The sequence below is a fragment of the Rhodococcus sp. 06-235-1A genome (genome assembly GCF_002258785.1).
Lineage (GTDB): Bacteria > Actinomycetota > Actinomycetes > Mycobacteriales > Mycobacteriaceae > Rhodococcoides.
On the sequence record NZ_NOYI01000003.1, the window covers coordinates 179,428 to 193,040 of the forward strand.

Annotated in this window: 11 protein-coding genes; 7 read left to right on the forward strand and 4 right to left on the reverse strand. The window is 65.1% G+C overall.

Annotated features, from left to right (window positions below):
* Positions 1 to 49 precede the first annotated feature (49 nt).
* Entirely contained in the window at positions 50 to 1,081 is a 1,032-nt protein-coding gene (locus tag CH275_RS02695; RefSeq protein ID WP_032397750.1) for an ATP-dependent 6-phosphofructokinase, read from the forward strand.
* A 19-nt stretch (positions 1,082 to 1,100) separates the two neighbouring features.
* Here the strand turns inward: CH275_RS02695 and CH275_RS02700 are convergent, their stop codons facing one another.
* On the reverse strand, positions 1,101 to 1,565 hold the full coding sequence (locus CH275_RS02700) for an acyl-CoA thioesterase (protein WP_179275961.1): 465 nt from the start codon (positions 1,563 to 1,565) through the stop codon (positions 1,101 to 1,103).
* Between the two features lie 128 nt (positions 1,566 to 1,693).
* Here CH275_RS02700 and gatB point away from each other — a divergent pair, with 128 nt between their 5' ends.
* A complete protein-coding gene (gatB, locus tag CH275_RS02705) occupies positions 1,694 to 3,205 on the forward strand; it encodes an Asp-tRNA(Asn)/Glu-tRNA(Gln) amidotransferase subunit GatB (protein ID WP_094674908.1) in 1,512 nt (503 codons plus the stop codon).
* 57 nt (positions 3,206 to 3,262) lie between these two features.
* On the opposite strand, the gene CH275_RS02710 is transcribed toward gatB, so the two are convergent.
* A complete protein-coding gene (locus CH275_RS02710; protein WP_094674910.1) occupies positions 3,263 to 4,408 on the reverse strand; it encodes a PQQ-dependent sugar dehydrogenase in 1,146 nt (381 codons plus the stop codon).
* Positions 4,409 to 4,501: 93 nt separating this feature from the next.
* Between CH275_RS02710 and CH275_RS02715 the strand changes: the two genes are divergently transcribed.
* A complete protein-coding gene (locus tag CH275_RS02715; RefSeq protein ID WP_094674912.1) occupies positions 4,502 to 5,476 on the forward strand; it encodes a DoxX family protein in 975 nt (324 codons plus the stop codon).
* A gap of 121 nt (positions 5,477 to 5,597) precedes the next feature.
* Here the strand turns inward: CH275_RS02715 and ilvD are convergent, their stop codons facing one another.
* Positions 5,598 to 7,439 (reverse strand): dihydroxy-acid dehydratase, encoded by a 1,842-nt coding sequence (ilvD, locus tag CH275_RS02720; RefSeq protein ID WP_094674914.1) that lies wholly within the window; start codon positions 7,437 to 7,439, stop codon positions 5,598 to 5,600.
* A gap of 59 nt (positions 7,440 to 7,498) precedes the next feature.
* The gene (locus CH275_RS02725) at positions 7,499 to 7,924 is read right to left on the reverse strand and encodes a PH domain-containing protein (RefSeq protein ID WP_094674916.1); all 426 of its coding nucleotides are present in this window, start codon (positions 7,922 to 7,924) and stop codon (positions 7,499 to 7,501) included.
* A gap of 365 nt (positions 7,925 to 8,289) precedes the next feature.
* On the opposite strand from CH275_RS02725, the gene CH275_RS02730 reads away from it, so the two are divergent.
* The 4 genes from CH275_RS02730 (at position 8,290) to serA (ending at position 13,593) form a co-directional block, all read left to right on the forward strand.
* On the forward strand, positions 8,290 to 10,248 hold the full coding sequence (locus tag CH275_RS02730; protein WP_094674918.1) for an acetolactate synthase large subunit: 1,959 nt from the start codon (positions 8,290 to 8,292) through the stop codon (positions 10,246 to 10,248).
* Positions 10,245 to 10,748: an acetolactate synthase small subunit gene (gene ilvN, locus CH275_RS02735; RefSeq protein WP_008717436.1), complete on the forward strand. Its 504-nt coding sequence runs from the start codon at positions 10,245 to 10,247 to the stop codon at positions 10,746 to 10,748. The genes CH275_RS02730 and ilvN overlap by 4 nt, the downstream gene beginning before the upstream one ends.
* 62 nt (positions 10,749 to 10,810) lie before the next feature.
* On the forward strand, positions 10,811 to 11,812 hold the full coding sequence (gene ilvC / locus CH275_RS02740; RefSeq protein WP_170944858.1) for a ketol-acid reductoisomerase: 1,002 nt from the start codon (positions 10,811 to 10,813) through the stop codon (positions 11,810 to 11,812).
* A gap of 185 nt (positions 11,813 to 11,997) precedes the next feature.
* Positions 11,998 to 13,593 carry a phosphoglycerate dehydrogenase gene (gene serA, locus CH275_RS02745; protein WP_094674920.1) on the forward strand — a complete coding sequence of 532 codons (1,596 nt, stop codon included), beginning with the start codon at positions 11,998 to 12,000 and terminating at the stop codon, positions 13,591 to 13,593.
* The last annotated feature ends 20 nt before the right edge of the window (positions 13,594 to 13,613 follow it).

A 13,613-nucleotide genomic window follows, 5' to 3' on the forward strand; every position in this document is an offset into this window, starting at 1 on the left:
ACCGTCGTTGGGTCCACTTCGCGGACCTCGAGCAGAGAGGCGAAAATCGATGCGCATCGGAGTTCTGACCGGAGGCGGCGACTGCCCAGGGCTCAATGCGGTGATTCGTGCAGTCGTACGTACCGCCGACGCGCGGTACGGCTCCACGGTCGTCGGTTTCCAGGACGGCTGGCGTGGGCTTCTCGAGGATCGTCGGGTGCAACTGCGCAACGACGACCGCAACGACCGTTTGCTCACCAAGGGCGGCACGATGCTCGGCACCGCGCGCACCAATCCGGATGTGTTGCGCGCCGGGCTGGATCGGGTCAAGCAGACTCTCGAGGACAACGGCATCGACGTGTTGATCCCGATCGGTGGCGAAGGAACCCTCACTGCGGCGGCATGGTTGTCGGAAGAGGGGGTACCGGTGGTCGGGGTGCCCAAGACGATCGACAACGACATCGATTGCACCGACGTCACATTCGGCTTCGACACCGCACTGACGATCGCCACCGACGCAATCGACCGTTTGCACAGCACTGCAGAATCTCATCAGCGTGTGATGCTCGTCGAGGTGATGGGCCGGCACGCGGGGTGGATTGCGCTGCACGCCGGATTGGCGTCGGGTTCGCACATGACGCTCATCCCGGAGCAGCCGTTCGACGTCGAGGAGGTGTGCACCCTGGTGCGCAAGCGTTTTCAGCGTGGAGATTCGCACTTCATCTGCGTCGTTGCCGAGGGTGCAAAGCCGATGGAAGGTTCGATGAAACTTCTGGACGGTGGCATCGACGAGTTCGGTCACGTTCGATTCACCGGAGTCGCGCACCAGCTCGGTGTCGAGATCGAACGTCGCATCAACAAGGAAGTGCGTACCACGGTGCTCGGGCACGTCCAGCGCGGCGGAACGCCCACCCCGTACGACCGCGTGCTCGCGACGCGATTCGGCGTCAACGCGACCGATGCTGCCCATTCCGGGGACTTCGGCAAGATGGTGTCGTTGCGCGGCACCGAAATCGGCCTGGTGTCCCTGGCCGAAGCGACCAAGCAGCTCAAGCGGGTTCCGCAGACCCGATACGACGACGCCGCCGCGTTCTTCGGCTGAACCCGGCGCGGGTGCGAGGTCAGATTCGACTCGCGGCTTCTTGGATCTCGGCCTCGCGGTCTTCGGTCTCTCGGCGCAATTCGCGTCGTCGCCGAGCGGCCTCGAAGCGCCGAGCACCGACATCGGTGGTCACCGTCAACTGGGGCAGAGTCGTGGGCTTTCCGTCGTCACCGATCGCGACCATGGTGAAGTAGCAACTGTTGGTGTGTCGAAGTTCACCGCATTGAATGTTCTCTGTCTCCACTCGAATCCCGACCTCCATCGAGGTGCGGCCGGTGTAGTTGACCGACGCAGAGAAGGTGACGAGTTCACCGACGTGGATCGGCTCGCGAAAGACCACTCGATCCACCGACAGCGTGACCACGTACGCCCCGGCATAGCGACTTGCGCAGGCGTACGCCACCTGGTCCAGGAACTTCAGAATCGTGCCGCCGTGTACATTGCCGGAAAAGTTGGCCATGTCGGGTGTCATCAGCACGGTCATGGCCAGTGTCTGTCTCTCTGGTGGAGTCACTCGTGCACGGTAGCGAGGACGCGTTGTTACTCGCGCGTTCTAGCGAGAGTGGAGCCTGCGGGAACGGCTGACAGTGGCTAGGACATAAACTTGCGTGCATGACTGCTGCAACCGTCGATTTGATCGATTACGACGATGTGCTCGCCAAGTTCGATCCCGTATTGGGCATGGAAGTCCACGTGGAGTTGGGTACGGCGACCAAGATGTTCTGCGGCTGCCCCACGGAGTTCGGGGCGGAGCCGAACACTCAGGTGTGCCCGGTGTGCCTGAGCCTTCCCGGTGCACTGCCGGTGGTGAACTCTGCTGCAGTGGAGTCGGCTATTCGAATCGGGCTGGCGCTGAACTGCTCGATCACTCCGTGGGGTCGGTTCGCCCGCAAGAACTACTTCTACCCCGATCAGCCCAAGAACTACCAGATTTCGCAGTACGACGAACCCATTGCCACCGAGGGCTATCTCGATGTGCTGCTCGACGACGGCAGCACGTTCCGTGTCGAGATCGAGCGCGCGCACATGGAGGAGGACACCGGCAAGTCGACGCACGTCGGCGGAGCCACCGGCCGAATCGAGGGGGCGTCGCACTCTTTGCTCGATTACAACCGTGCCGGTGTGCCGTTGGTGGAGATCGTGACGAAGACGATCACCGGTACCGGTGCGCGGGCGCCCGAGGTCGCGCGGGCATACGTCACTGCGCTTCGCGATCTGTTGAAGTCGCTGAACGTCTCCGATGTCCGGATGGACCAAGGTTCGTTGCGCTGCGACGCCAACGTTTCCCTGATGGAGAAGTCGGCGACGGAATTCGGCACGCGCACCGAGACGAAGAACGTCAACTCGCTCAAGAGCGTCGAGGTCGCCGTTCGGTACGAGATGCGCCGTCAGGCAGCAGTTCTCGAATCCGGTGGCGAGGTGACGCAGGAGACGCGGCACTTTCAGGAAGCGGACGGCACCACCACCCCCGGCCGCAAGAAGGAAACCGCGGAGGATTACCGGTACTTCCCCGAGCCCGATCTCGCGCCCGTCGCTCCCGACGCGGCCTGGGTCGAAGAGCTTCGTGCGACGCTTCCCGAGCTACCGTGGTTGCGCCGCGGCCGTATCCAGAAGGACTGGGGTGTCTCCGACGAGGAGATGCGTGACCTGGTGAATTCCGGCGCGCTCGAACTCGTCGCGGCCACGGTGGAGGCGGGTGCATCGCCGCAGGCTGCACGGTCCTGGTGGGTGTCGTACCTGTCTCAGCAGGCCAACATCGCCGGAGTCGAGTTGGCCGATCTGTCGATCATCCCGGCCCAGGTGGCGGAAGTGGCCGCGTTGGTTTCCGACGGAAAGTTGAACAACAACGGTGCCCGTCAGGTGGTGGACGGGGTGCTGGCAGGTGAGGGCGAGCCGGCGCAGGTGATGTCTGCGCGAAATCTCGTGTTGGAGAAGGACGACACCAAGTTGCAAGCCGCCGTCGACGAGGCACTTGCTGCCAATCCCGGTGTGGTGGACAAGATCCGTAGCGGCAAGGTTCAGGCTGCCGGTGCCATTGTGGGTGCGGTGATGAAGGCGACGCGTGGTCAAGCCGACGCAGCCCGCGTCAAGGAGTTGGTCCTCGAGGCCTGCGGCCAGTCCTGATCGACCGGATCGACTACGGCCGAGCGTGATACACGCTCGGCCGTAGTCGTTTCTCGATCAGTCGAATCCGCCTCCGCCGCCGCCGGGGAAGGGCACTTTGACGACGCGGTCATCGGTGGGTCCGGGCTCCGCACCGCTCTTGTTCACCGTCCCCACCAGAATCTGACCGTCGGCCGAACTCGTAGCCCCGTTCAACTGCCCGTACCGGTCTTGGATCAGCAGCGTCGGTTCGGCCGACACGGCTCCGGTGTTCGCATCGGTTGTCAGCGCTGCAACAGCTTTCGCTGTCGTGAGCGCTACTGCCACACCGCCGTCGCCCGCTGCGCATCCGGCGACGCCTGGTCGGTCCGGCCACGTCCATACCGGCGAGAACACGGCACCCAGCTTGTCGATCCGCTGCAGGCGGTCCTCGATGGCGGTGCGGTCGGTGACGTAGATGTTCCCGGTCCCGTCGGTGCAGACGTCGCCTGCCGTCCCGATGCCGCTCAGTGCGATCTGCGGACGTGGGGGATTGGCCGTCGGCGACAACGACGTGACCCGTAAAAGCTTCCCCGACAACGAGTTCGGGTCAGCAGCTGCTACCGGGTCGCCGTTGTCGCCGGTGAGCACAAGCAGTTCGTTCGGAGTGTAGAAATCGATCGATCCACGGTTGCCCGTCGCGCCGCGCGGAATTCCGGTCAGGATATCCTTGGGTACGTCGCCCGGAGCGAGCCGAACCACCCTGGTGTCGGAGTCCGTGGTGACGAGGGCGTAGAGCAACCGATCCTCGGCGTACGTCGGAGACAACGCGATATCGAGAAGGCCTCCGTCGCCGGTGCCGTCGACGTCGATGCGGGCGAACTCGACCGGGATCCGGTCGGCCGCGACCTCCATGATGCGACCGGTTCGGCGCTCGGCAACCAGTGTGCTCTGTCCGTCCGGCAGCGCTACGAGGCCGCCCGTGGTGTCGAGACAGGTCGCGATCACTGCCGGATCGGGATCGACGCACGGACCCGACGGCGGCGGCGCGTTCTGATCGGACGTGGGCGGAGCCTCGCTGGGGGTGGTGGGCTGGAGCTCGGCGGCACCGATCTCCGGTGCGGGAGTGAACGGTGACGAGTTCGAGTCGTCGAATCGGGCGCACCCGGCGAGCATGGCAGCGGTCATCGACAGGGCGACGACGGCAGCGGTTGCAGTTCGTGGCGACGCTCCGACCGGCTTCATTCTTCGAACGTTACGGAACGTCGGGGGAGACTCGCCACGCGGCCGTGAGCGTCGACGTCGGTGGGGAGCGCACATCGGCTCTACTGTAAAGAGGTGACCGATACACCGCGCGACCCCAACCGGCCGGATACGTCGTACGAACCGGCCGAGAGCCCGTACGACAATCCCACCGAGCAGATCCCACCCTCGCGCTCTGCGTCCGGTACATCCGCCTCGGACCGAGCCGACACCTCCGGCGCATCGACCACTGCGTTCGGTGCCCAGCGTTCGGATCGATTGCCCCGCACCGACGACGAGCTCGACTTTCCGTACGCGTCGTCTTCCGACGCGCGTTCGGCCGATGCGCAGCCCACGGAGAAGATGCAGACCTATCGACCGTCGGCCTTCGCCGATACGCCGACCGATCGCCCCTCGACCTCCGACAGCACGTCGTCGAGTGCGTACTCCGATCGCTCCACCGAGTACCTCGGTACAGCCGGAGGTGGCGCAACCGCGGCAGCCGTCGCCCCCGAGCCCGAGGTTCGCACCGAAACCGTCGAGGTTCCCGCACGACGCGGCAGCACCGATCTGGGCCTGTTCGTCCTCCGCGTGGCGGTCGGCGCGGTGTTTCTCTTTCACGGCCTGCAGAAGCTTGTCGGACTGTGGAACGGCCCCGGCCTCGACGGATTTCAGAACCTGCTCGAGAGCTCAGGATTCCGGTATTCGGAAATTCTCTCGATTGCGGCCGCGGCAGGCGAAACGCTCGGTGGAGCGCTGCTGATCCTGGGTCTGGCAACACCACTGGCAGGCGCGGCCGTACTGGCAACCATCATCAACGCCTGGTGCTTCAAGCAGGTAGTCGAGCCCGGACTGCAGTTCTCCGGCACCGGTGGAGTCGAATACGAAACAGTGCTCGGCTTCGCTGCGGCCGCAATCATTCTCACCGGGCCGGGACGAATTTCGTTCGACGGCCGTCGAGGATGGGCCACCCGACCACGCATCGGATCGTTCCTCGCGCTCGCCGTCGGCATCGCAGCCGGCGTCTGCATCTGGATCTTCCTCAACGGAGCCAACCCCGTCGTTCGCTGATCCCGAACACAGACACAACTCGGATGACCGGAGCGTCGTAGCCCGCTACGAAGCTCCGGTCATCTGCGTCGACTCACTCACCCGGCTCGTTCGATTCGTTCCGCAGGCTGCACTCACCCGGTCACGGGACGTAGCGAACCGCACCCTTGTCCGCCGACGTCGCCAGTGCTGCATAGGCACGCAGAGCCGTGGTGACCGTGCGCTGACGATCCACCGGCTGCCAGGGACGCTCGGACGCAGTCATTTTCGCCCGCCGCATGTCGAGGGTCTCGTCGTCGACCAGGATCTCGAGGGTGCGGGTGGCGACATCGATGCGGACCTGGTCGCCGTTCTCGACGAGCCCGATCACACCGCCGGCAGCGGCCTCGGGGGAGATGTGTCCGATGGACAGTCCCGAGGTTCCGCCGGAGAAGCGGCCGTCGGTGATCAGCGCGCAGACCTTGCCGAGACCGGCACCCTTGAGGAAGGCCGTCGGATGCAGCATCTCCTGCATGCCGGGGCCGCCCTTGGGTCCCTCGTAACGAACGACCAGCACGTCACCGGGCTGGATCTTCTTCTGCAGGATGGCCGAGACGGCCTCTTCCTGCGATTCGACGACCAGGGCCGGGCCCTGGAATGCGAACAGGTCCTCGTCGATGCCTGCGGTCTTGAGTATTGCGCCGTCGACCGCGATGTTGCCCCGGAGAACCACCAGGCCACCCTCGACCGTGTAGGCATGTTCGAGATCACGGATGCAGCCGCCTGCGGCGTCCGTGTCGAGGGAGGACCAGCGGTTGCTCGTGGAGAACGGCTCGACGGTGCGGACACCGCCCGGGGCGGCGTGGAACAGCTCGATCGCTTCGTCGGACGCCTTGCCGGATCGGATGTCCCAGGTGTCCAGCCATTCGTCGAAGCTCTTCGTGTGCACTGTAGAGACATCGGTTTCGAGCAGGTTCGCGCGCCTCAGTTCTCCGAGAAGAGCCGGAATTCCACCGGCGCGGTGCACGTCTTCCATGTGGTAATCGGAATTGGGGGAGACCTTCGACAGGCACGGGACCTTGCGGCTGATGGCGTCGATGGTGTCGAGATCGAAGTCGACCTCACCTTCCTGGGCGGCAGCGAGGGTGTGCAGCACAGTGTTGGTGGAGCCGCCCATCGCCACATCGAGAGCCATGGCATTGCGGAACGCGGCCGGCGTGGCAATGTTGCGGGGAAGGACGGATTCGTCCTCGTCGCGGTAGTACTTCAGCGCCGCCTCGACGATGGTGGTGCCGGCCCGGGTGAACAGGGCGCGGCGGGCCTCGTGCGTAGCCAGGGTCGAACCGTTTCCGGGCAGGGCCAGTCCGAGCGCCTCGGTGAGACAGTTCATCGAGTTCGCCGTGAACATGCCCGAGCAGGATCCGCACGTGGGACACGCGCTGCGCTCGACCTCGTCGAGGCCTTCCTCGGACACCGCGTCGTTGGCGCTGGCCGAGATCGCGGTGATCAGGTCGGTCGGTGCCTGCGCGACGCCACCGACGACGACGGCCTTGCCCGCTTCCATCGGTCCGCCGGAGACGAAGACCGCCGGGATGTTCAGGCGCATCGCGGCATTGAGCATGCCGGGAGTGATCTTGTCGCAGTTGGAGATGCACACGAGCGCGTCCGCCGTATGGGCGTTGGCCATGTATTCGACCGAGTCGGCGATGATCTCGCGACTGGGTAGCGAGTACAGCATGCCGCCGTGGCCCATGGCGATCCCGTCGTCGACGGCGATCGTGTGGAATTCGCGGGGAACTCCGCCTGCCGCTCTGACCGCGTCCGCGACGATCTCGCCCACGTTCTTCAGATGCACATGGCCGGGTACGAACTGGGTGTACGAGTTCGCGATGGCGACGATGGGTTTTCCGAAATCCGAATCGGTCATTCCGGTCGCGCGCCACAGCGAGCGTGCGCCCGCGGCGTTGCGTCCGACAGTGGTGACCCGTGAGCGTAGCGGCGGCATGTGCGTAGTCCTCGTTCGTTGCAGCGGTTTCTCGCACGGACGAGGCTACTCGCCGTCGGCTACCGGTCGGTCGGTGCCTGCTCGCCCTCGGCGTCGTCGGCTTCCGCTCGGGCCTTGTCGTCTGCGGCAGCGGCAGCGGCGTACGGATCGGTGATGCGTCCGCCGCTGGCCACGGCGAGTTGAGGGAGCCGATCGAATCGCACCAGTGGTAGCGACTTCTCTGTCTTGTCGGTCAGGACCACCCGTGCCCAGCGGCGATCCGGAAAGTGCAGCCCTGTCACCGATTCCCACTCGATGACATCGGAGCCGACGAACCGTCGGGCCGTGATCGCATCGGGGGTGACGACGGTGCGTACGCGAAGCACCCAGATGCATGCGACGACCGGCAGGATCAGCAGCCAGCCCAGAGCCGCGGGCCAGCTGAACGCAGGCAGCGCTGTGCCGAACAGCAGTAGCGCCACGCCGAGCAGTGCAAGGCGCGGCATGCGAATGACCTGCGTGGTCGACGGTTGCCGACCCTCGGCACCGTTCGGTGACCCGGAGACGGTGTGGGATGATGGCCGAGGTGGTTCGGACTGCTGCGGAGACGACACCCATTCATCTTCGCATTGCATCTACGCGATCTCACATAATGGGATTGCGTCGTGACGAGTTTGACTCTTCCCTGTGCGCGCGCCTACCGTCGAGCGCGTGAAGCGGAATTGGATACTCGTAATCGGCCGGCGCGTCAACGCCTGAGCCGGTTGTTCAAACTCGCATCGACGCGCCACCCTCGTACAGCACTCGCTGACGGGGGTTTTTTCTTGCCCAGAGATCGCCCAGCAATTTCACATTCCTGAGGAAGCAATCAGTGAGCGCACCAACCGCACGCCCGGGGCCCACGACTCGTAAGTCGGGGCCGGCCGCAAGCCCGTCGACCAGCAGCCCGTCCGCAGAAGCGGCGACCAACGGATCGCGACGTCACGTCGCGCCCGAGAAGGTCACCGGCGCACAGTCGGTCGTTCGAGCCCTCGAAGAACTCGACGTCGACACCGTATTCGGCATTCCCGGTGGCGCGGTTCTCCCGGTCTACGACCCGCTCTTCGACTCCGTCAAGGTGCGCCACGTGTTGGTGCGTCACGAGCAGGGTGCAGGCCACGCAGCCACCGGCTACGCCCAGGCGACCGGCAAGGTCGGCGTCTGTATGGCGACGTCCGGCCCGGGTGCGACCAACCTCGTCACCCCATTGGCCGATGCGCAGATGGACTCGGTGCCCATTGTGGCGATCACCGGTCAGGTCGCGCGCAGCCTCATCGGTACCGACGGCTTCCAGGAAGCCGATATCTCGGGCATCACGATGCCCATCACCAAGCACAACTTCCTGATCACCGACGGCGCGGACATCCCGCGCATCATGGCCGAGGCGTTCTACATCGCGGCCTCGGGTCGACCCGGTGCCGTGCTCGTCGACATCCCGAAGGACGTGCTGCAGGCACAGACCACGTTCTCGTGGCCACCGGAAATGCGTCTGCCCGGGTACCGCCCGGTCACCAAGCCGCACGGCAAGCAGGTTCGTGAGGCAGCGCGCTACATCGCCGATGCCAAGCAGCCGGTGCTGTACGTCGGTGGTGGCGTCATCAAGGCCAACGCCTCGGCAGAACTTCTCGAGCTCGCCGAACTCACCGGCATTCCGGTCGTCACCACGCTGATGGCGCGCGGGGCGTTCCCCGACACCCATCAGCTGAACCTGGGCATGCCCGGTATGCACGGCACGGTCGCCGCGGTGGCCGCTCTGCAGCGCAGCGATCTGCTGATCACGCTCGGTGCTCGGTTCGACGACCGCGTCACCGGTCAGCTCTCGTCCTTCGCGCCGGATGCCAAGGTGATCCATGCCGACATCGACCCGGCCGAGATCGGTAAGAACCGGTATGCGGACGTGCCGATCGTGGGCGACTGCGGCGAGGTCATCACCGAGCTGATCGAGGCTCTGCGGGCCGATCGCGCGACCGGAACGACTCTCGATCTCGAGCAGTGGTGGGTCTACCTCGACGGCATCCGCAAGACGTACCCGTTGAGCTACGACCGTCCGTCCGACGGTTCCATGTCTCCCGAGTTCGTGATCTCCTCGGTCGGCAAGTTCGCCGGCCCCGACGCGATCTACTGTGCCGGCGTCGGCCAGCACCAGATGTGGGCTGCGCAGTTCATCAACTACGAGAAGCCGCGCACGTGGCTCAACTCGGGCGGACTCGGCACGATGGGCTACGCGGTTCCGGCCGCCATGGGAGCCAAGATGGGCCTCCCCGACGCCGAGGTGTGGGCCATCGACGGTGACGGTTGTTTCCAGATGACCAACCAGGAGCTCGCTACCTGCGCGGTCGAGGGCATCCCGATCAAGGTCGCGCTCATCAACAACGGCAACCTCGGCATGGTTCGGCAGTGGCAGACCCTGTTCTACGAGGAGCGGTACTCCAACACCAACCTCGGTACGCACGGTGCCGTCCGTATCCCCGATTTCGTCAAGCTCGCCGAGGCACTGGGCTGCGTCGGTCTGCGGTGCGAGCGCGAAGAGGACGTCGATGCCGTGATCGCCCAGGCACGCGCGATCAACGATCGTCCGGTCGTCATCGACTTCATCGTCGGTGCCGACGCCCAGGTGTGGCCGATGGTGGCCGCCGGAACAGGCAACGACGAGATCATGGCCGCCCGCGGAATTCGGCCGTTGTTCGACGAGGACGAGACAGTGGGGAGCGAGCCGGGAATCGACGACGCGATGGAACGCGAGCAGGCGCCGCACCCGATGAACAACGACGTGAAAGGCACCGACCTGTGAGCACGAGCCATACCCTCAGCGTTCTCGTCGAGGACAAGCCAGGTGTGCTGGCCCGCGTCGCCGCACTGTTCTCGCGTCGCGGATTCAACATCTCCTCGCTCGCCGTCGGCGGAACCGAGATTCCCGACATCTCACGCATGACCATCGTCGTGACCGTCGACGAGTTCCCGCTCGAGCAGGTGACCAAGCAGCTCAACAAGCTCATCAACGTCATCAAGATCGTCGAGCAGGACGACGATTCCTCGGTGGCCCGCGAGTTGGTACTGATCAAGGTCCGAGCCGACGCCAGCGTCCGCAGTGAGGTCATCGAAACGGTGAACCTGTTCCGCGCCAAGGTGATCGATGTATCGCCCGAGGCAGTCACGGTCGAAGCGACGGGCACCCGCTCGAAGCTCGATGCGTTGCTGAAGATGTTGGACCCCTATGGAATTCGAGAAATAGTTCAGTCGGGAGTCGTTGCCGTCGGACGTGGACCGAAATCGATCACTGCGTCGCGCTAGCGGCCGAAGTGACGAACATGCGTAAAACCCAAGAGGAAAGGTAACAACCAGTGGCAGTCGAGATGTTCTACGACGACGATGCTGATCTGTCGATCATCCAGGGCCGCAAGGTAGCTGTGATCGGCTACGGAAGCCAGGGCCACGCGCACTCGCTGAGCCTGCGCGATTCCGGCGTCGATGTGCGCATCGGCCTGGCGGCAGGCTCGAAGTCCCGCGCCAAGGCGGAGGAGCAGGGCCTGAAGGTCGGCACTCCCGCCGAGGTGTCGGAGTGGGCCGACGTGATCATGGTGCTCGCACCCGATACTGCGCAGGCCAAGATCTTCTCCGAGGAGATCGAGCCCAACCTGAAGGACGGCGACGCGCTGTTCTTCGGCCACGGCCTCAACATCCACTTCGATCTGATCAAGGCTCCGGAGTTCGTCACCGTCGGCATGGTCGCGCCCAAGGGCCCCGGCCACCTCGTGCGTCGTCAGTTCGTCGACGGCAAGGGCGTTCCCGCGCTCATCGCCATCGACCAGGACCCGAAGGGTGAGGGCCAGGCGCTCGCACTGTCGTGGGCCAAGGGCATCGGCGGAACCCGCGCAGGCGTCATCAAGACCACGTTCAAGGAAGAGACCGAGACCGACCTCTTCGGTGAGCAGGCCGTGTTGTGCGGTGGCACCGAGGAGCTCGTCAAGACGGGCTTCGAGGTCATGGTCGAGGCCGGCTACGCCCCCGAAATGGCGTACTTCGAGGTACTGCACGAGCTCAAGCTCATCGTCGACCTCATGTACGAGGGCGGCATCGCTCGCATGAACTACTCGGTGTCCGACACCGCGGAGTTCGGCGGTTACCTCTCGGGACCGCGCGTCATCGACGCCGGCACCAAGGAGCGCATGAAGGCCATTCTGGCCGACATCCAGTCGGGTGAGTTCACTCGTCGCCTGGTCGCCAACGTCGAGAACGGCAACACCGAGCTCGAAGGCCTGCGCAAGGCAAACGCCGAGCACCCCATCGAGGTCACCGGCAAGAAGCTGCGCGACCTGATGAGCTGGGTCGATCGCCCGATCACCGAAACGGCCTGATTCTCATCGAATCACGTTCTCACGCATGCTGATCGAAGGGCACCCCTGCATCCGTAGGGGTGCCCTTCGGTGCGTGAACCAGGTGGCGTCACAGTTCGACGTCTCCGGCCTCTAAACTGTTTCTGCTGCACCAGCTCCGAATTTTCACCGACAACAGTCTCGAACCGACTTAGGGAGTTCTTCACGTGAGCCAGCCAGGCCGTCCTGTCGTTCTGATCGCCGACAAACTTGCGCAGTCCACCGTCGAGGCACTGGGTGACGGCGTCGAGGTCCGTTGGGTCGACGGCCCGGATCGTCCCGCGCTGCTCGCCGCGGTCCCCGAGGCCGACGCGATTCTCGTGCGCTCCGCGACCACGGTCGACGCCGAGGTGCTCGCTGCCGGGACCAATCTCAAGATCGTCGCCCGCGCCGGTGTCGGCCTGGACAACGTCGACGTGCCCGCAGCCACCGAGCGCGGCGTCCTCGTCGTCAACGCACCGACCTCCAACATCCACACCGCTGCCGAGCACGCAGTCACGTTGCTCCTCGCGGCCGCGCGCCAGATTCCCGCTGCCGACGCCACCCTGCGTCAGCACGAGTGGAAGCGCAGCAAGTTCAACGGTGTCGAGATCTTCGGCAAGACAGTCGGTGTCGTGGGCCTCGGCCGCATCGGTCAGTTGTTCGCGCAGCGACTCGCCGCATTCGAGACGCACATCATCGCCTACGACCCCTACGTCTCCGCTGCCCGTGCGGCGCAGCTCGGCATCGAGCTGGTGAGCTTGGACGAGCTGCTCGAGCGCGCCGACATGTTCTCGGTTCACCTGCCGAAGACGCCCGAGACCAAGGGCATCATCGGTAAGGAAGCGCTCGCCAAGACCAAGCCGGGTGTCATCGTCGTCAACGCCGCCCGCGGTGGTCTGGTCGACGAGCAGGCGCTGGCCGACGCCATCACCAGCGGTCATGTCTTCGCCGCCGGTATCGACGTCTACGCCTCCGAGCCGTGCACCGACAGCCCGTTGTTCGAGCTGCCCCAGGTCGTGGTCACCCCGCACCTCGGCGCGTCGACCACCGAGGCCCAGGACCGCGCGGGCACCGATGTGGCCAGGTCCGTGTTGCTCGCTCTCGCAGGTGAATTCGTGCCCGACGCGGTCAATGTCAAGGGCGGAGCCGTCGGCGAAGAGGTCTCGCCGTGGCTCGAGATCGTCCGCAAGCAGGGCGTACTGCTGGGCGCTCTGTCCACCGAGCTCCCCACGTCGCTCTCGGTCGACGTACGCGGCGAGCTCGCCAGCGAGGACGTCCAGATCCTCAAGCTGTCTGCGTTGCGAGGTCTGTTCTCGGCCGTGATCGAGGATTCGGTCACCTTCGTCAACGCGCCGTCGCTCGCCGACGAGCGCGGTGTCACGGCAGAGGTCACGACCGCTCCCGAAAGCGAGAACCACCGCAGCGTCGTCGATGTCCGGGCCGTGTACGGCGACGGGTCGGTTCTCAACGTGGCGGGCACTCTCACCGGCACGACGCAGGTCGAGAAGATCGTCAACATCAACGGTCGCAACTTCGACCTCCGGGCCGAGGGCAAGAACCTCATCGTCAACTACGCGGACCAGCCCGGCAGCCTCGGCCGGATCGGCACGCTGCTCGGCGATGCCGGCATCGACATCCAGGCCGCTGCGCTCAGCCAGGACTCCGAGGGCGACGGCGCAACGATTCTGCTGCGCGTCGACAAGGACGTTCCGGCCGAGCTCAGTGCGAGTATCGCGACCGCGGTGGGTGCCTCCACCATCGAGCTTGTCGATCTGTCCTGATCCTGCTCGTAACCGATCAG

What these genes read in the sequence shown, in the direction of transcription:
- CH275_RS02695 (WP_032397750.1), top strand. Translation starts at nt 50, where the DNA reads ATGCGCATCGGAGTTCTGACCGGAGGCGGCGACTGCCCAGGGCTCAAT.
- CH275_RS02700 (WP_179275961.1), bottom strand. Translation starts at nt 1,565, where the DNA reads ATGACCGTGCTGATGACACCCGACATGGCCAACTTTTCCGGCAATGTA.
- gatB (WP_094674908.1), top strand. Translation starts at nt 1,694, where the DNA reads ATGACTGCTGCAACCGTCGATTTGATCGATTACGACGATGTGCTCGCC.
- CH275_RS02710 (WP_094674910.1), bottom strand. Translation starts at nt 4,408, where the DNA reads ATGAAGCCGGTCGGAGCGTCGCCACGAACTGCAACCGCTGCCGTCGTC.
- ilvD (WP_094674914.1), bottom strand. Translation starts at nt 7,439, where the DNA reads ATGCCGCCGCTACGCTCACGGGTCACCACTGTCGGACGCAACGCCGCG.
- CH275_RS02725 (WP_094674916.1), bottom strand. Translation starts at nt 7,924, where the DNA reads ATGCCGCGCCTTGCACTGCTCGGCGTGGCGCTACTGCTGTTCGGCACA.
- ilvC (WP_170944858.1), top strand. Translation starts at nt 10,811, where the DNA reads ATGTTCTACGACGACGATGCTGATCTGTCGATCATCCAGGGCCGCAAG.